An 18194-nucleotide genomic window follows, 5' to 3' on the forward strand; every position below is an offset into this window, starting at 1 on the left:
CTGTCAGGAGCAGCGCCCCGCGCGGGGGTGTCGTGGGCTGCGGGGTTGATCAGCCGGTGAACGTGCCGGATTCGACCGGCTTCCAGCCCTTGGCCGGGTCCTCGGTGGACTTCACCTGGTACACGGTGAGTTGCTTGTTGGTGGCGTCGCCGTACTTGTCGAAGGAGACCTTGCCGGTCACACCGTCGAACGAGACGCCCTGCATGGCCTCGACGATCTTGGCGCGCGCGTCGTCGGGCACCTTGCCGTCGTTGGCGTCGACGACCTTCTTGACTGCTTCGATGATCGCCCAGGCCGAGTCGTACGAGTAGCCGCCGTAGGCCTCGTAGGCCTCCTTGTAGCCGGCCTTCTTGTAGTTCGCGATGAACTCCTTGGCGGACGGCAGTTCCTCGACGGGCTGGCCGACGGAGGTGGCGAAGTCGCCCTTGCCCTCCGCGCCTGCGAGCTTGACGAAGTCGGCGCTGTAGATGCCGTCACCGCCGACGAGCGGGATCTTGGCACCTGCCTTCTTCATCTGCTTGCTGAGCGGTCCTGCGGCGGGGTACTCGCCGCCGTAGTAGACGACGTCCGCGTCGGAGTTCTTGATCTTCGTGGCGACGGCGCCGAAGTCCTTGGTGTCCGGGTTCACGTGCTCGGTGCCTGCGACCTTGCCGCCGAGCTTGGTGAACTCGCCCTTGAAGGTGGCGGCCAGGCCGGCACCGTAGGTCTTCTTGTCGTCGACGACGAAGACCTTCTTCTTCTTCGCCTTGTTGAACAGGTACTGCGCGGCGAACGGGCCCTGGATGGCGTCCGTGGTGGCGGTACGGAAGTAGGCCTTGTACGGGCGGACCTTCTTGCCGCCGTTCCAGTCCTGGCCCTGGGTCATGGCCGGGTTGGTGTTGGCGGGGGAGACCTGGACGAGCTTCGCGTCGTCGAAGACCTTCTGCATCGACTCGCCGACGGAGGAGTTCAGGGGGCCGACGGCGCCGAGGATTTCCTTGTTCGCGACGAACTTGGTCGCGTTGGTCTGGCCCGACGCGGGCTGTCCCTGGTCGTCGGCGGACTCCACCTTGAAGGTGATGCCGTCGACGTACTTTTTCTCGTTGGCCTGCTTGGCGGCGAGATCCACGGAGTTGCGGATGCCGAGGCCCAGCGCGGACAGGTCGCCGGTCAGCGGCGCGTCGACGCCGATGACCACGGTGGTGCCGCCGCCCCCGGCATCGTCCTTGTCCTTGTCGTCGCGTGAGCCACAGGCGGTGAGGGTGAGTGCCCCCGCGGTGAGTGCAGCGGTGATGGCTATGAGCGAACGTTGACGCACGATCAGTCCTTTCCCCTGGCACGGCCGTGCCCTGTTGGGTGGCCGAGTCGAGCGCAGAAACCGAACTGACAGGAATCCGGTGGGCGCGGTGACTGGCCGTGACTCTAAGGGGCGCTTTGTTCCTGGTGGAGTAGTCCGGGCAAAGGTGTGACGCTCTTGTTATGCCACGGAGTATTCCGAGCTGGAACTCGAGGGGTGGTTGGGGCGTAATGCGCCATCTTCGGCGCATCCCGCATGCTGAGAACTTGCAGGACTGTCAGGGTGTTTCACTCATGACATCAGTGTTCGGAGGGCATGCGGCTGTCAGGGCCTCGGAAAGATCTTTTGCGTACGCCGAGCCGAGGATGAAGCTCTGTATCTGCATTGCGCGCACATTACGCAGTGTTACGATCAGGAAAGGGAGTCCGGCATTCCGCTGCACATTTCCACATTCGCGAATGTGCATCGTGATTCGTGCTGTACGAGGGCTTCCGGTTTTCACCGTGAATGGGGTAAGAGGGGTGACGGCGACCGAAAGTGCTGTTGTCGGCTGGGCGATCCGTCTGACGGACACCGGCGGCCCCGAGTCCTGGCTGACGCTGACGGTGAAGCTGAACGTGCGATCGCCGGCCTTCGGGTGCGTCATCTCGCCCCGGTACGCCACAGACACGGTCTGCGACGGATAGAGCGGCGGCGGGGGTGCCGGGGGCCGGGGGCGGGTCAGGTAGAGGGTGAGTCCGGTGGCCCCGACGGCCGCGGCCGTGGCCAGGGCCAGGGCGGTGCGGCGGTGACGGGTGAGAAGCGGGCGGGGCCGCGGGGCGCGTCCGACGACCTGGTCCGCGGCGTTGGCGTCGGCCTCGGCTTCGTAGGTGTTGTCGCCGGGCTCGATGGGGCCGATGGCGTTCACACCCACGGCCCGCCGCTCGGCTCACCGTGGCGGTAGCGCTTCTCGCACCGCTCGCGGGCCTCCCGGGCGATCAACTTCCGCCCGGCGTCGGCTCCTTGGCGCCCGCGCTCGGCGCGGGCCAGGTCGAGGGTGTCCCGAAGGATCATGTACTGCCCGTTGGAGAGGCCCATCGACTGGTAGTCGCCGTAGGTCTCCTTGCCCGAGTCGTAGATCTGCCGTCCCCATTTGGTGATCAGGGCCGTGCAGAGGTCCTCGGGCGATGTGGTGGTGGGGGAGGGCTCGGGAGAGTCGGCGGAAGGGGAGCTCCCGCATCCGGTGGCGGCGAGGAGGGTGGCGAAGGCGAGCGCACAGAGCGGTTTCCGGTGCCTCATGCAAGGACGCTAGACCGGGGCCCCACGCTCCGACAATGCGTGGGCGGGGCCGGGTCGGTGTGGGGCGAGCCCGGTCCGTGGTGGGGTGCGCCCGCCCTCAACCGCCTTATCCGGCGGAGCCGTTGGGCTCCACGTCGCGCAGCAGGCAGGTCAGCCGCGCGGTGCACACCCGCTTGTCCTGCTCATCGGTGATGACGATCTCGTACGTCGCCGTCGAGCGGCCCCGGTGCACGGGCGTCGCCACGCCGGTGACCAGGCCCGAACGCGCGCCCCGGTGGTGCGTGCAGTTCAGGTCGACGCCGACGGCGAGCTTCTTGCTCCCGCCGTGCAGCATCGAGCCGACCGAGCCGAGGGTCTCGGCGAGCACGGCGGACGCGCCGCCGTGCAGCAGGCCGTACGGCTGGGTGTTGCCCTCGACCGGCATGGTGCCGACGACACGGTCCGCGGAGGCCTCGACGATCTGGACGCCCATACGGGTGCCGAGGTCGCCCGCGGAGAAGAGGGCGGGCAGGTCAACGCCGAGCGCCGCGTACTCGTCGATGACCTCTTGCGGGAACTTCACGCTGTGCTGCTCGCCCATGGGGCCCTGCTCCGTCCGTCGTCCTCACCTGTCGCTGAGCGAACGCTCAGTCGGTTCCCGATTGTTCCAGGCGGACGACGACAGACTTGCTGGCGGGGGTGTTGCTCGTGTCGGCCGTCGCGTCCAGCGGGATCAGGACGTTCGTCTCCGGGTAGTACGCCGCCGCGCAGCCCCGGGCCGTCGGATAGTGCACGATCCTGAAGCCGGGCGCGCGCCGCTCGACGCCGTCCTTCCACTCGCTGACGAGGTCGGCGTACGACCCTTCGGCGAGGCTCAGCTCGCGGGCGTCGTCGGGGTTGACCAGGACGACCCTGCGGCCGTTCTTGATGCCCCGATAGCGGTCGTCGAGGCCGTAGATCGTGGTGTTGTACTGGTCGTGCGAGCGCAGCGTCTGCAGCAGAAGACGCCCCTTCGGCAGGGCGGGGAACTCGACAGGGGCCGCGGTGAAGTTGGCCTTGCCGGTGGCCGTGGGGAAGCGGCGCTCGTCGCGCGGGGCGTGCGGCAGGGCGAAGCCCGCGGGGTCGGCCACCCTGGCGTTGAAGTCCTCGAAGCCGGGGATCACGCGCGCGATGCGGTCGCGCACCGTGGCGTAGTCCTTCTCGAACTCCTCCCAGGGCGTGGCCGATCCGGGGCCGAGGACGCGGCGGGCGAGGCGGCACACGATGGCCGGCTCGGAGAGCAGCTGCGGGCTCGCGGGCTCCAGACGGCCGCGCGAGGCGTGCACCATGCCCATGGAGTCCTCGACGGTCACGAACTGCTCTGTGCTTTTCCCGTTCGGGCCGACCTGGAGGTCCCGCTCGGTGCGGCCGAGCGTCGGCAGGATCAGCGCCCGCGCGCCCGTGACGGCGTGCGAGCGGTTCAGCTTCGTCGACACGTGGACGGTCAGGCGCGCCTTGCGCATCGCCGCCTCCGTCACCTCCGTGTCGGGCGACGCCGCCACGAAGTTGCCGCCCATCGCGAAGAACACCTTCGCCTCGCCGTCCCGCAGTGCCTTGATCGCGCGGACGACGTCCAGGCCGTGCTCGCGCGGCGGCGCGAAGCCGAACTCCTTCTCCAGGGCGTCGAGGAAGGCCGGTGCGGGCCGCTCGAAGATGCCCATCGTGCGGTCGCCCTGCACGTTCGAGTGGCCGCGCACCGGGCACACGCCCGCGCCGGGGCGGCCGATGTTGCCGCGCAGCAGAAGGAAGTTGACGACCTCGCGGATGGTCGGCACGGCGTGCTTGTGCTGGGTCAGGCCCATCGCCCAGCACACGACGGTGCGCTTGGAGGCGAGGACCATGGCGAGGGCTTCCTCGATGCGCTCGCGCTCGAGCCCCGTGGCCGCGAGGGTCTCGTCCCAGTCGGCTGTGCGCGCGGCCTCGGTGAACTCCTCGTACCCATGGGTGTGCTCACGGACGAACTCCTCGTCGACCGCGCCGTCCGTGTCGAGGATGAGCTTGTTGAGGAGACGGAACAGGGCCTGGTCGCCGCCGAGGCGGATCTGCAGGAAGAGGTCGGTGAGGGCGGTGCCCTTGAGCATGCCCACCGGGGTCTGCGGGTTCTTGAAGCGCTCCAGGCCCGCCTCGGGCAGCGGATTGACCGTGATGATCTTCGCGCCGTTGTTCTTCGCCTGCTCCAGGGCGGAGAGCATGCGCGGATGGTTCGTGCCCGGGTTCTGCCCCGCGACGATGATCAGATCCGACTTGTACAGGTCCTCGAGGAGGACGCTGCCCTTGCCGATCCCGATGGTCTCCGTGAGGGCGGAGCCGGACGACTCATGGCACATGTTCGAACAGTCGGGCAGATTGTTCGTGCCCAGCTCGCGGGCGAACAGTTGGTACAGGAACGCCGCTTCGTTGCTGGTGCGGCCCGAGGTGTAGTAGACGGACTCGTCCGGGCTGTCCAGGGCGGCCAGTTCCTCGCCGATGATGTCGAAGGCCCGCTCCCAGGAGACGGGTTCGTAGCCCTCGGCGCCCTCCGCCAGATACATCGGGTGGGTGAGGCGGCCCTGCTGACCCAGCCAGTACCCACTGCGCGTCGCGAGGTCGGCCACGGGGTGCGCGGCGAAGAAGTCGGGGGTGACGCGGCGCAGGGTGGCTTCCTCGGCGACCGCCTTCGCGCCGTTCTCGCAGAACTCCGCCTTGTGCCGGTGCTCCGGCTCGGGCCAGGCGCAGCCGGGGCAGTCGAAGCCGTCCTTCTGATTGACCCGCAGCAGGGTCAGCGCCGTGCGGCGCACACCCATCTGCTGCTGGGCCATGCGCAGCGTGTGCCCGATGGCGGGAAGACCCGCCGCGGCGTGCTGCACCTCGGCGACCTGCGGTGCGTCCTGGACCGGATCACCCTTGGGCGACTTCCTTGCCATGGTCGGCTCTCCTTCGAGCACGTGCGTGAGGTACGTCTCCGATCCTCCCACGCGACAGTGACAGCGCGGCCGCGGGTAAGGGTTGGGCCTGAGTGTCAGTGGGGCGTGACAGGATCGGGGACGTGGCAGAAAAAGCAGCGAAGAAGAAGTCCGAGACCGCGACGAAGCCGAGTGGCGAGCAGCGTCCGCGCCTGCTCCTCATGGACGGGCACTCCCTGGCCTACCGGGCGTTCTTCGCGCTGCCCGCGGAGAACTTCACGACCGCGACGGGCCAGCCGACGAACGCGATCTACGGCTTCGCGTCGATGCTGGCGAACACCCTGCGCGACGAGGCGCCCACGCACTTCGCGGTGGCCTTCGACGTCTCGCGCAAGACGTGGCGCTCCTCGGAGTTCCCCGAGTACAAGGCGAACCGCTCCAAGACCCCGGACGAGTTCAAGGGGCAGGTCGAGCTGATCGGCGAGGTGCTCGACGCGATGAACGCGGTGCGGTTCGCGGTGGACGGCTTCGAGGCGGACGACGTCATCGCCACGCTCGCCACCCAGGCTGAGGAGGCCGGCTTCGACGTCCTGATCGTCACCGGCGACCGCGACTCGTTCCAGCTGATCACCGACCACGTGACGGTGCTGTATCCCACGAAGGGCGTCTCCGAGCTGACGCGCTTCACACCGGACAAGGTCGAGGAGAAGTACGGCCTCACACCCAGCCAGTATCCCGACTTCGCGGCTCTGCGCGGCGACCCGTCGGACAACCTCCCCGGCATCCCCGGCGTCGGCGAGAAGACCGCCGCGAAGTGGATCAACCAGTTCGGCTCCTTCGCGGACCTCGTCGAGCGCGCCGAAGAGGTCAAGGGCAAGGCCGGGCAGAGCTTCCGCGACCACCTGGACGCGGTGAAGCTCAACCGCCGCCTCACGGAGATGGTGCGCGACGTCGAGCTCCCCAAGGTGGTCACCGACCTGGAGCGCGCTCCGTACGACCGCACGGCCCTCGCCCTCGTCCTGGACACCCTGGAGATCCGCAACCCCTCGCTGCGCGAGCGCCTCCTGGCCGTCGACCCCGGGGCGGAGGAGGCCGAGGAGACCCCGGCCGAGCCGGGTGTGGAGCTGGACGGCTCGGTGCTCGGCGCGGGCGAGCTCGCGCCGTGGCTCGCCGAGCACGGCAAGGCCGTCCTCGGCGTGGCCACGGTCGACACCTGGCAGCTCGGCACGGGCTCGGTGACCGAGGTGGCCCTCGCGGCGGCCGGGGGAGCCGCGGCCTGGTTCGACCCGTCCCGCCTTGACGAGGCCGACGAGAACGCTTTCGCGGCCTGGATCGCCGACCCGAAGAAGCCCAAGGTCCTGCACAACGCCAAGGCCACGATGCGGGTCTTCCCGGAGCACGGCTGGACCGTGGACGGCGTCGGCATGGACACGGCGCTCGCCGCGTACCTGGTCAAGCCGGGCCGCCGCTCCTTCGCCCTGGACGCCCTGTCCCTGGAGTACCTGGGCCGTGAGCTGGCCCCCGCTTCGGCGCCCGAAGGACAGCTCGCCTTCGGTACGGAGGAAGAGGACGACCGGGCCGAGGCCGACGCGCTGATGTCGCAGGCCCGCACGATCCTCGACCTGGGCACGGCCTTCGGCGAGAAGCTGAAGGAGGTCGGCGCGGGCGATCTCCTGACGGACATCGAACTGCCGACGTCCACCCTCCTGGCCCGCCTGGAGCGGCACGGCATCGCGGCGGACCGCGCCCATCTGGAGGCGATGGAGCAGCAGTTCGCGGGCGCGGTGCAGCAGGCGGTGAAGGAGGCGCACGAGGCGGCGGGCCACGAGTTCAACCTCGGCTCGCCCAAGCAGCTCCAGGAAGTCCTCTTCGGCGAGCTGAACCTCCCCAAGACGAAGAAGACCAAGACCGGCTACACCACGGACGCGGACGCCCTGGCCTGGCTCGCGGCCCAGACCGAGAACGAACTGCCGGTCATCATGCTGCGCCACCGCGAGCAGGCGAAGCTGCGCGTCACGGTCGAGGGCCTGATCAAGGCGATCGCCGCGGACGGCCGCATCCACACCACGTTCAACCAGACGGTCGCGGCGACGGGCCGCCTGTCCTCCACCGAACCGAACCTGCAGAACATCCCGGTCCGCACGGACGAGGGCCGGGCGATCCGCCGCGGCTTCGTGGTCGGCGAGGGCTTCGAGTCCCTGATGACCGCGGACTACAGCCAGATCGAACTGCGCGTGATGGCCCACCTCTCCGAGGACGAGGGCCTCCTTGAGGCGTTCGCGTCGGGTGAGGACCTGCACACGACCGTGGCGTCCCAGGTGTTCGGCGTGGAGGGCTCCGCCGTCGACGCCGAGATGCGCCGCAAGATCAAGGCCATGTCGTACGGCCTCGCGTACGGCCTCTCCGCGTTCGGCCTCTCCCAGCAGCTGAACATCGAGGCCGGCGAGGCCCGTGCGCTGATGGACACGTACTTCGAGCGGTTCGGCGGCGTGCGCGACTACCTGCGCCGAGCCGTCGACGAGGCCCGCGCGACGGGCTACACGGAGACGATGCTGGGCCGCCGCCGGTATCTCCCCGACCTCAACAGCGACAACCGCCAGCGCCGTGAGATGGCCGAGCGGATGGCCCTGAACGCGCCCATCCAGGGCACGGCAGCGGACATCGTCAAGATCGCCATGCTGAACGTGCACCGCGCACTGACGGAGGCGAAGCTCGACTCCCGCATGCTGCTCCAGGTCCACGACGAAATCGTCCTGGAGATCGCTCCGGGCGAGCGCGCCAAGGTGGAGGAGATCGTCCGCCACGCGATGGCGGGCGCGGCGTCGCTGCGGGCTCCGCTGGATGTCTCGGTGGGCGTGGGGGCGGACTGGGAGTCGGCGGCGCACTGACTGCGTCGGGCTTGAGCGTGCCGTTATCACCGGCTTCGCCGAGTTCGTCCTCAATTGCCGGACGGGCTAAAAGTATCTAGCCCGTCCGGCGATTGAGGACATCTTGTACGGGGGTCCGGGGGCGGAGCCCCGTGGTTTCGGCAAGGGGCGGGGTTGGGGGAAAGCTCCCGCCCTCACCCACGTGGCCCCCGCCCCCGAGCCCCGCAAAGGCGCCCCGGCCACGATGACCGCATGGCTCTTCACCTGCGAAAGTGCCGAATAGCGATAGCCACGGCACTGGTCACGCCCCTCCTCGCACCCCTCCCCGCAACCGCAACCGCAGCCCAAGCCAGCGCGGCGCAACGCGCGGCCTCCTGCACGGCCCGCAGCGACCCCGCCCTCGCCGTCCAGCTCTCCCGCGACATCCGTGCCGTCCTGGCGGCCCGGCGGGGCACCGTCTCCGTGGCCGTCCACGACCCCGCCACCGGCGTGAGCTGTGCCCTCGGCAGCAGCCACCGCTATGACACCGCCAGCATCGTCAAGGTCATGATCATGGAGGCGGTCCTCCGCCGCGCACAGGACTGGGGCCGCGGACTCACCGCCTGGGAGCGCCGCCGAATTCGCCCCATGATCATCCGCTCGGACAACACAGCGGCCCGGCGCCTCTGGAACGACCTGGGTCAGCCCTACGTCGCCCGCTTCCTGGGCCGCGCGGGCACCACCGCCACCACGCTCAACCCGTACGGCCTGTGGGGCCTGACCCGCACCTCCGCTGCCGACCAACTCCGCCTCCTCGGCGTCCTCACCGGGGCCAGGTCCCGCGCCCTGCTGAGCCGGAGCTCACGCGCGTACGGCCTGAAGCAGTTGAACGAGGTGCGGCGCGACCAGCGCTGGGGTGTGCCCGCCGGAATGCCGCGCGGCACCAAGGCCTATCTCAAGAACGGCTGGCTTTCCCGGTCCACGCACGGCTGGCGGGTGCACCGCATCGGCGCGTTCACCGCAACGGCGACAGCGAAGGCGACAACGAAGAAGCCGACAACGAAGGACCGCAACCGCATCTACCGCATCGTCGTCCTCTCGCACGACAACCCCACGATGAAGTACGGAGTCCGTACCATCGAACGCGTTGCCCAGGCCGTGCACCGCGCGCTCAACAAGGGCCGCTCCGTGGGGCAGGAGCTGACCCCGGAGAACGAGATCAGCGAAGTGCCCGACGGCTCGGTACCGTCCGACGCCCCGCCCGAGGGCTCCGACGACGCCGCACCCGAGGCCCCGCCCGAACAGGACACGGCCAACCGGTGAAAATCGGGCACGAACGGGTGTCTGGGCGCCGCAAGTTGTCGTAGTGTCGCCTGAGTCGGCCCGCTGGGGAGCACAACGGGGAGCACAACAGAGCGGGCGGCGACACGCACAGTCGTCAAGGGGAGGGGTCCACAGTCATGGCGGCGGTATTCGGCAGGCGGTTGCGCAGGGGAGCGGTGACCACCGCGGTGGCCGCGGCAGCGGTGGCGGCGCTGGCGGCGTCCCAGGCCCCGGGCGTGACGGACGTCCCACGCGACGAGCGGGCGGGTGCGTCCGAAGCCACGCAGTCACCCGAGGACTCCGCGACCGGCAACTCCCCCTACTACACCGAACTGCCGGACCTGAAGACCCCGGTCCCGCCGACCGGAGCGCCCGACGGCGGCAGCGACGTAACCGAATCGGACATCCCGGCCACCGTCCTCGACGCGTACAAGAAGGCCGAGGCGTCCCTGGCCACCTCCAAGCCGGGCTGCAACCTCCCCTGGCAGCTGCTCGCCGCGATAGGCAAGGTCGAGTCGGGCCAGGCACGTGGCGGTCGCGTGGACGCGAACGGCACGACGATCGCACCGATCCTCGGCCCGGTTCTCGACGGCAACGGCTTCGCGAAGATCACCGACACCGACAACGGCGCGTACGACAATGACAAGACGCACGACCGCGCGGTCGGCCCCATGCAGTTCATCCCCTCGACGTGGGACACCTGGGCGCAGGACGGCAACGCGGACGGCAAGACGGACCCGAACAACATCTACGACGCCGCGCTCGCCGCGGGAAGCTACCTCTGCGCGAATGACCGCGACCTGTCCGTCGAGGCCGATCTGCACAAGGCGATCCTCAGCTACAACCGCTCGACGGACTACCTGAACACGGTCCTGACGTGGCTGGAGCACTACCGCAAGGGCGTCCAGGAGATCCCCGACGGCACGGGCGACCTGCCGCGCGACCGGAGCGACAGCAACGGCCCGAGCACGGGTCCGAGCCCGAGTACGACGCCCCCGGCGTCCGATTCACCCTCGCCGAAGCCGCCCAAGCCAGGCGACAACAAGCCCTCCGAGCCCGGCAACGGCGGCGGCAGCTCGTCGCCGACCAAGCCGCCGAGCAACGGTGGCGGCTCCGAGACCCCGAAGCCCCCGAAGCCCAGCCCCTCGCCCACCGACCGGGTCGCGAGCCTGGAGGACGCCGGCACCGGCAAGCTCACCGCGACGGCGGGCGATGCCTTCGCCGAGCGCGTCGAGGTGCGCACAGAGTCCGCGTCGGGCTCGGGCGTGGCCAAGGCCAAGGTGAAGTTCTCGATCGTCGGTGACACCGACGCGCGCTTCCCGGGCGGCGCCACCAGCGCCACCGTCACCACGAGCGCCGCGGGCAAGGCCACCGCCCCGGTGATCGAGGCGGGCGAGAAGACGGGTGAGTTCACGGTCCGGGCCAAGGTCGTCGGCCGCTCGCTGCCCGGCCTCGACTACACGGCGACGGTCACCGCGCGGCAGGCCGACAAGCTGGCCAGGACCAGCGACAAGGCGCTGACCTGCGAGCCGGGCAAGGAGTTCGCCGACCAGGTCGAGGTCAAGGCGACGTACAAGGGAGAGGCCGCCGACCGTGTCGCGGCCACCGCCACCATGATCAAGTCGGCGACCGATGCCACGGCCAACGACAAGGGTCCGTACTTCAAGGACGCGGACGGCAAGCCGGTCCGCACCCTCAAGGCCCTGAAGACGGACGCGCACGGCGTGCTCAAGCTCCCCAAGATGTACGCCGACGACGACGCGGGCACGTACCTGCTCCGCATCACCACCGCGGGCGGCGCGACGCTCACGGTCGAACTGAAGGTGGCGGCGCCCGCGGCCTAGCCGCACGGCGCGTCCCGCGCCCCGCACGCACGTCCGCACACAACGCCCCTGCGCCCGCCCGGCGCAGGGGCGTTCGTGTGTGTGCAACGTGTTCTCATCTGGCCGCCGCGTTGCTACGGTGCCCCAGCCCTGCCGCCCTGACGCTCAGTCAGTTCACGGTCCGTTCGTCCGTTCCCTCAGTTTTCCCGCCTCGGGAGGATCCGCATGCGCGCTCTCATCGCCGCCGCGACCGGTCTTGCCGTCGCCTTCGCCCTGGTCCTGACGATCACGGCGATGGGGGCCCCGCCCGGCGAGACATCGCCCGAGCCCCTGCTCACCACCGTCCCCAAGCACCCGTAGGGAGGGCAGCCGCGATGCGCCGCAAGGCCAGCCTGATCCTGCTCGCCTTCGCCGTGTTCTTCACGGCGATGTCCCCGCTCATGCGCTGGTACGCCTTCCCGCGCCTCGCCAAGATCCCGCCGAGCCAGTACCAGGAGGCGGTCCTCGAGGCGAAGAACCCGACCCTCGTCGACTACGGCACCATGCGGGCCAAGAAGGTCTCCAAGGTCACCGTCGTGCAGACGCTCAAGGGCAACGTGGAGGCCTCGGAGAAGATCGAGAAGAGTGCGGACCGCGACGTCGTCGTCTGGGACGCCCTCTCCTACGTCCAGGGGCCCGACGGCAAGATGGTCTCCAAGGTCCCCGAGCGCTACATCTTCGACGCGCACAGCCAGGAACCGGTGCACGCGAAGGGCGAGATGGTCGACGGCGACGCGGTCAAGCGCGAGGGCCTCGAGTTCAAGTGGCCCTTCCTGACCGAGAAGCGGGACTACGAGTACTTCGACGCCCAGGCCCGCGTCACGAAACCCATCCACTACAAGGGCATCCAGACCTTCCGCGGCCTGGAGGTCTACTACTTCGAGCAGATCATCCCCTGGACCAAGGTCCCCATGCCCAAGACGATGCCCATCAAGGGCATCACCCCGGAGTCCCTCGACAAGACGGGCACGACGCGCTGGTACACGACCGTCCGCAAATTCTGGGTCGAGCCGACCACCGGGGCGCCCGTCTACGGCGAGGAGATCCAGAAGAACGAGCTGCGCGGCGGCACACTCCTCGGCGACCGCGACAAGGTCACGGTCTTCGCAGGCCACGTGAAGATGCGCGAGGACTACATCAAGGACACCGTCGACCTGGTGAAGTCCCAGCGCGTCCTGGTCCTCCTCCTGACGTCCTATCTCCCCTGGGGCTTCCTGGGCCTCGGCCTGCTCCTGCTGGCCCTCTCCCTCTGGCTCGAGGCCCGCAGCCGCAGGCCCGGCGAACCGGAGGCCACGGCGGCCCCCGAACCGGAACCGGTCAACGCCTGAGCCGCGCGTTGGTGAACCGCGTCGCCTGAACCGCCGCCGGATCCTCCGGCCACGGATGCTTCGGATACCGCCCGCGCAGCTCGGCCCGCACGGCCCGGTAGCCGTCCCGCCAGAAGGAGGCGAGATCGGCGGTGACGGCGGCCGGGCGTCCGGCGGGGGAGAGCAGATGCACGAGGACGGGCACGCCGCCGTCCGCGATACGAGGGGTCTCGGCGAGCCCGAACATCTCCTGCAACTTCACGGCGAGCACGGGCTGTTCGGGGTCGGAGTAGTCGATCCGGATCCGGGAGCCACTGGGCACCGTCACCCGCTCCGGGGCGAGCGCGTCGAGGCGGGTGGCTTCGCCGGTGGCCCACGGCAGGAGCCGGTTCAGTGCCTGCCCCGCGTCGATGCGCCGCAGGTCGGCCCGGCGCCGCGCCTTCGACAACTCGGGCTCCAACCACTCGTCCACGCGCGCGTGCAGGGCGCTCTCGGACACGTCGGGCCAGGGAGCCCCCAGATGCTGGTGCAGAAAGGCGAGCCGCTCCCGCAGCTCCCCGGCGCCCTGGGACCAGTGCAGCAGCGCCGTCCCTTCCTCCCTGAGCCCCGCCAACAGCCCTTCTCGTACGAGTCCGGGGGCGGGCTTCTTGAGGGGCCGCACCGCGAGCTCCACGGCCCCGAGGCGCTCGACGTGCCGCGCGACGAGATCCCCGTCGGCCCAGGCGACCTCGTCCCCCTCGCTGTACAGAGACGCGGCCGCGCTCCGGGCCACGTCCCCGTCGATGTGTCCACCGAGCAGCACGCGCGCGTGCCCGGCGCCCACAGGCCGGTCGGCCACGGCCACGGTGATCCACTCCGCACCGGTCAGGGCGGACCCCGTCCGCACCTCGGCCCGGGTCCCGTTCAACATGAGATACGACCCGTCCCCACGCGCCTGGGCGACCCGCTCGGGAAAGGCGAGCGCGGCAACGAGCCCGGCGACGTGTTCTTCGCTGCCGATGTCCGTTTCGGGGTTTCGAGTGGGCGGGTGGGAGAGATCCCGCGCCGGAAGCGTGGGCGACGAACCCCCCGAGGCCTCAGCGGCAGCGGCAAGGCGCCGCACCTCCGTGCGCCACCGCGCCGCGTACCCGTCCCCGCCCCGCCGGGCAGTGCGCCACGCCGCCGCGAGGTCGTCCCCGTACTCACGCGGCGGCTCCTCGCTGAGGAGGGCCACCACCTCAGCCGCACGGCGCGCCCCCACGAGGGGAACCGCGTCGAGCAGGGCGCGCGCCAGGCGGGGGTGCAGCCCGACCCGCGCCATCCGCGAGCCCCGCTCGGTGACCCGCCCCGACCCCGGGGAAACCGCCCCGACCGCAGTCAGCACGTCCCGGGCCGCCGCCATCGCACCACCCGGCGGCGGATCGAGCAGCGCGAGACCGGAGGCGTCAGGGTCCCCCCAGCAGGCCGTCTGCAGGGCGAACGCGGCCAGGTCCGCCAGCTTGATCTCCGGCGCCGGGAAGCGCGGCAGACGGGCGTCCTCCGCCTCCGCCCAGCACCGGTACACGGCCCCCGGTGCCTCACGTCCGGCGCGACCGGCCCGCTGCCGCCCCGCCGCCTGCGAAGCCCGTACCGTCGTCAGCGCGCTCAGCCCGCGCGCGTGGTCCACGCGCGGCTCACGCGCGAGCCCCGCGTCGACGACGACCCGCACCCCGGGCACCGTCAGGGACGACTCCGCCACCGACGTCGCGAGGACCACCCGCCGAGCGCCTCCCGCCGAGCCCGCGAGCACCGCGTCCTGCACCGTGGCAGGCGCACGCCCGTGCACCTGCAGGACCTCCGCGGGCGCGTCCCCCAGCTGACCCGCCACGCGCGCGATCTCACCGACCCCGGGCAGGAAGCACAGGACGTCCCCCTCACGTTCGGCGAGCGCACGCCGTACCACCGACGCCACATGGGTGAGCAGCGCCGGATCCACCCGCATCCCGTGCGGAGGCCGCACGGGGCGCACCGGCGGCGCCCAGACGACCTCGACGGGGTGCGAGGTGCCGTGCGCCTCGACCACGGGAGCGTCCCCGAGGATCCGCGCCCAGCCCTCCGCGTCCGTGGTCGCGGACGCGGCCACGAGGCGCAGTTCGGGACGGAGCGCGGCCCGCACGTCGACCAGGAACGCCGCCACGGTGTCGGCGTCGAGATGCCGCTCGTGGCACTCGTCGATGATCACCACGTCCACGCCGGTCAACTCCTGGTCCCGCTGCAGACGCTGCAACAGGACACCCGTGGTGACGACCTCCACGCGCGCGTGCCTGCCCACCACACGCTCGCCGCGCACCGTGTACCCGACGCTCTCCCCGACCTTCTCGCCGAGCAGCCACGCCATCCGCCGCGCGGCGGCCCGAGCGGCGATGCGCCGGGGCTCGGCGACCACCACACGACGTACCGGGGAGTCCCCGAGAAGCCCCGCGAGCGCCAGCGGAACCAACGTCGTCTTGCCCGTACCGGGAGGCGCGCACAGCACGGCGCTTCCCGGCCCCTCCAGAGCGGAGCGCAGCGCGGGCAGCGCGCTGCGTACGGGCAGGTCCAGGGCGTCGCTACGGAGACGGATCACGCACTCAGTCTCGTACGCAGACGTAGATCGCCGTCCCCGGGATCAGATTCCCGCGCAACGGGGACCAGCCGCCCCACTCCTGGGTGTTCCACGCGGGCCACTGGGGCTCCACCAGGTCGACGAGCCGGAAACCGCCGGCCACCACGTCCCGCACGCGGTCGCCGATCGTCCGATGGTGCTCTACGTAGACGGCGTTTCCCTCTTCGTCCTGCTCCACATAAGGAGTGCGGTCGAAGTACGAGGCCGCGACCGAGAGACCCTCGGGGCCCGGCTCGTCGGGGAAGGCCCAGCGCATCGGGTGCGTCGCCGAGAACACGAACCGGCCGCCGGGCCGCAGCACGCGGCGCACGTCCTTGAGCACCCGCACCGGATCGGCCACGAACGGCATCGCTCCGTAGGCCGAGCACACGAGGTCGAAGCTGCCGTCCGCGAACGGCAGGGCCCCCGCGTCCGCCTCCACCAGCGGCACCCCGCCGCCGATCCGCAGCGCGTGCTGCAACTGCCGGTGGGAGAGATCGAGGGCGACCGGACGCGCACCCTGCGCGGCGAGCCAGCGCGAGCACTGCGCCGCACCCGCGCCGATCTCCAGGACGTCCTTGCCCTCGAGCTCCTCGGGCGGACCGAGGAGCTCGGCCTCCACCTCGTCGAGTCCTTCGGGACCCCACACGAACCGGTCGTCACCCAGGAAGGTGCCGTGCTCGATCTGGTAGTCGTCCGCGTTCCTGTCCCACCAGCCGCGATTGGCGCGACTGCTCTCCATGACATCGGCGTCTCGGCGGGTGGCTTCCGGTTCGGGCGTCTCGGGCAGCTCGGACTCTTGGATGATCGGCTCCATCGTCGTACTCTTCCGTCTGGCTTTGTCACGGATCGTCGCAGCGGGGCAGTGGCGGAGGCGGGTCGGAAAGCGTCGCGACAGGGCGCGGTGCGGCCCGTGTGGCCTCATGCGACAGCATTTGTGCCGGGTATGCGGCGATCCGCCCCGGGTGTGCGCCTTCGCGCATTGACCCTGTCCGGCTGCCCCCGTATGCTACAAGTTGCGCTGCGAGCCTGCCGTCCTCAGACCTAGCGGGATGCGCTCGCATCTGTTGTATGTCCCCTCGGTTGTCGAGGCGCCTTTCCGTTTCTTCGGAAACTCAGGAATCGGCGCTTCCAAGGCTGTCCGGCTTCTTCAGTGCGAAATCGGTTCCGGCGCTAGCAGTACCTACGACTCACTGTCCGTACCGGAGCCCTTACCCACATGACGAGCAGCACCGAGACCACCGCTTCCACCACCCCGCAGGTAGCGGTCAACGACATCGGTAACGAGGAAGCCTTCCTCGCCGCGATCGACGAGACGATCAAGTACTTCAACGACGGCGACATCGTCGACGGCGTCATCGTGAAGGTCGACCGGGACGAGGTCCTGCTCGACATCGGTTACAAGACCGAAGGCGTCATCCCGTCTCGCGAGCTTTCCATCAAGCACGACGTCGACCCCAATGAGGTCGTCGCCGTCGGTGATGAGATCGAGGCCCTGGTTCTCCAGAAGGAGGACAAGGAAGGCCGTCTGATCCTGTCCAAGAAGCGCGCTCAGTACGAGCGCGCCTGGGGCACGATCGAGAAGATCAAGGAAGAAGACGGCATCGTCACCGGTACCGTCATCGAGGTCGTCAAGGGTGGTCTCATCCTCGACATCGGCCTCCGTGGCTTCCTGCCGGCTTCCCTCGTCGAGATGCGCCGCGTCCGCGACCTCCAGCCCTACGTGGGCAAGGAGCTCGAGGCCAAGATCATCGAGCTGGACAAGAACCGCAACAACGTGGTCCTGTCCCGCCGTGCCTGGCTCGAGCAGACCCAGAGCGAGGTCCGCCAGACCTTCCTCACGACCCTGCAGAAGGGCCAGGTCCGCTCCGGCGTCGTTTCCTCGATCGTCAACTTCGGTGCGTTCGTGGACCTCGGTGGCGTCGACGGTCTCGTGCACGTCTCCGAGCTTTCCTGGAAGCACATCGACCACCCCTCCGAGGTTGTCGAGGTCGGCCAGGAAGTCACCGTCGAGGTTCTCGACGTGGACATGGACCGCGAGCGCGTGTCCCTGTCGCTCAAGGCGACGCAGGAAGACCCGTGGCAGCAGTTCGCCCGTACGCACCAGATCGGGCAGGTTGTTCCCGGTAAGGTCACCAAGCTCGTTCCGTTCGGTGCGTTCGTGCGCGTCGACGAGGGCATCGAGGGTCTGGTCCACATCTCCGAGCTGGCCGAGCGCCACGTGGAGATCCCGGAGCAGGTCGTCCAGGTCAACGACGAGATCTTCGTCAAGGTCATCGACATCGACCTCGAGCGTCGCCGCATCAGCCTTTCGCTGAAGCAGGCCAACGAGGCCTTCGGCGCCGACCCGTCGGTCGTCGAGTTCGACCCGACCCTGTACGGCATGGCCGCGTCGTACGACGACCAAGGCAACTACATCTACCCCGAGGGCTTCGACCCCGAGACCAACGACTGGCTCGAGGGCTTCGAGTCGCAGCGTGAGGTCTGGGAGACGCAGTACGCCGAGGCGCAGACGCGCTTCGAGCAGCACCAGGCCCAGGTCATCAAGTCCCGCGAGGCGGACGCCCAGGCCGAGGCAGAGGGCGCTGCGGCTCCCGCTTCCTCGACCGGCACTCCGGCTGCCGGTGGCAGCGGTGGCGGTGGCGGCGGCGGTTCGTACTCCTCGGAGTCGGACGACAACTCCGGCGCCCTGGCGTCGGACGAGGCGCTTGCCGCTCTGCGCGAGAAGCTTGCGGGTGGTCAGAGCTGAACAGCTCTGCCCTAGCAGGTAGTTGAGAAGCGGGCCCGCACCCCTTAGGTG

General features: G+C 69.8%; 13 protein-coding genes. 6 read left to right on the forward strand and 7 right to left on the reverse strand.

Annotated features, from left to right (window positions below; all coding sequences use genetic code 11):
• Positions 1 to 49 precede the first annotated feature (49 nt).
• The 5 genes from ACFQ7F_RS38700 to ACFQ7F_RS38720 all read right to left on the reverse strand — a co-directional run bounded on the left by ACFQ7F_RS38700 (position 50) and on the right by ACFQ7F_RS38720 (position 5475).
• On the reverse strand, positions 50 to 1297 hold the full coding sequence (locus ACFQ7F_RS38700) for a branched-chain amino acid ABC transporter substrate-binding protein (RefSeq protein WP_383281667.1): 1248 nt from the start codon (positions 1295 to 1297) through the stop codon (positions 50 to 52).
• 256 nt (positions 1298 to 1553) lie between these two features.
• Positions 1554 to 2183 (reverse strand): Tat pathway signal sequence domain protein, encoded by a 630-nt coding sequence (locus ACFQ7F_RS38705; protein WP_383281670.1) that lies wholly within the window; start codon positions 2181 to 2183, stop codon positions 1554 to 1556.
• A complete protein-coding gene (locus tag ACFQ7F_RS38710; RefSeq protein ID WP_383281673.1) occupies positions 2180 to 2554 on the reverse strand; it encodes a hypothetical protein in 375 nt (124 codons plus the stop codon). The genes ACFQ7F_RS38705 and ACFQ7F_RS38710 overlap by 4 nt, the downstream gene beginning before the upstream one ends.
• Positions 2555 to 2660: 106 nt before the next feature.
• On the reverse strand, positions 2661 to 3134 hold the full coding sequence (locus tag ACFQ7F_RS38715) for a PaaI family thioesterase (protein WP_383281676.1): 474 nt from the start codon (positions 3132 to 3134) through the stop codon (positions 2661 to 2663).
• Positions 3135 to 3180: 46 nt separating this feature from the next.
• Positions 3181 to 5475 (reverse strand): FdhF/YdeP family oxidoreductase, encoded by a 2295-nt coding sequence (locus tag ACFQ7F_RS38720; RefSeq protein WP_383281679.1) that lies wholly within the window; start codon positions 5473 to 5475, stop codon positions 3181 to 3183.
• A gap of 122 nt (positions 5476 to 5597) precedes the next feature.
• On the opposite strand from ACFQ7F_RS38720, the gene polA reads away from it, so the two are divergent.
• The 5 genes from polA to ACFQ7F_RS38745 all read left to right on the forward strand — a co-directional run bounded on the left by polA (position 5598) and on the right by ACFQ7F_RS38745 (position 12813).
• Positions 5598 to 8342: a DNA polymerase I gene (gene polA / locus ACFQ7F_RS38725; RefSeq protein ID WP_383281682.1), complete on the forward strand. Its 2745-nt coding sequence runs from the start codon at positions 5598 to 5600 to the stop codon at positions 8340 to 8342.
• 231 nt (positions 8343 to 8573) lie between these two features.
• Complete coding sequence (locus tag ACFQ7F_RS38730) at positions 8574 to 9623, forward strand: serine hydrolase (RefSeq protein WP_383281685.1); 1050 nt, start codon at positions 8574 to 8576, stop codon at positions 9621 to 9623.
• 137 nt (positions 9624 to 9760) lie between these two features.
• Complete coding sequence (locus tag ACFQ7F_RS38735; RefSeq protein ID WP_383281688.1) at positions 9761 to 11467, forward strand: lytic transglycosylase domain-containing protein; 1707 nt, start codon at positions 9761 to 9763, stop codon at positions 11465 to 11467.
• Between the two features lie 204 nt (positions 11468 to 11671).
• Positions 11672 to 11806: an SPW_0924 family protein gene (locus tag ACFQ7F_RS38740; protein WP_361045215.1), complete on the forward strand. Its 135-nt coding sequence runs from the start codon at positions 11672 to 11674 to the stop codon at positions 11804 to 11806.
• A gap of 14 nt (positions 11807 to 11820) precedes the next feature.
• Positions 11821 to 12813, forward strand: coding sequence for a DUF3068 domain-containing protein (locus tag ACFQ7F_RS38745; protein ID WP_383281691.1), 993 nt, complete (start codon positions 11821 to 11823; stop codon positions 12811 to 12813).
• Here ACFQ7F_RS38745 and hrpB read toward each other — a convergent pair.
• A complete protein-coding gene (hrpB, locus tag ACFQ7F_RS38750) occupies positions 12803 to 15376 on the reverse strand; it encodes an ATP-dependent helicase HrpB (protein ID WP_383281694.1) in 2574 nt (857 codons plus the stop codon). The two genes, ACFQ7F_RS38745 and hrpB, sit on opposite strands and share 11 nt — an antisense overlap.
• Before the next feature lie 4 nt (positions 15377 to 15380).
• Complete coding sequence (locus ACFQ7F_RS38755; RefSeq protein ID WP_383281697.1) at positions 15381 to 16211, reverse strand: class I SAM-dependent methyltransferase; 831 nt, start codon at positions 16209 to 16211, stop codon at positions 15381 to 15383.
• Between the two features lie 402 nt (positions 16212 to 16613).
• Here ACFQ7F_RS38755 and rpsA point away from each other — a divergent pair, with 402 nt between their 5' ends.
• Positions 16614 to 18143, forward strand: a complete 1530-nt coding sequence (rpsA, locus tag ACFQ7F_RS38760; RefSeq protein ID WP_383281700.1) for a 30S ribosomal protein S1 — start codon at positions 16614 to 16616, stop codon at positions 18141 to 18143.
• The last annotated feature ends 51 nt before the right edge of the window (positions 18144 to 18194 follow it).

Origin of the sequence: Streptomyces sp. NPDC056486 (assembly GCF_042795295.1) — a bacterium.
Taxonomy (GTDB): domain Bacteria; phylum Actinomycetota; class Actinomycetes; order Streptomycetales; family Streptomycetaceae; genus Streptomyces.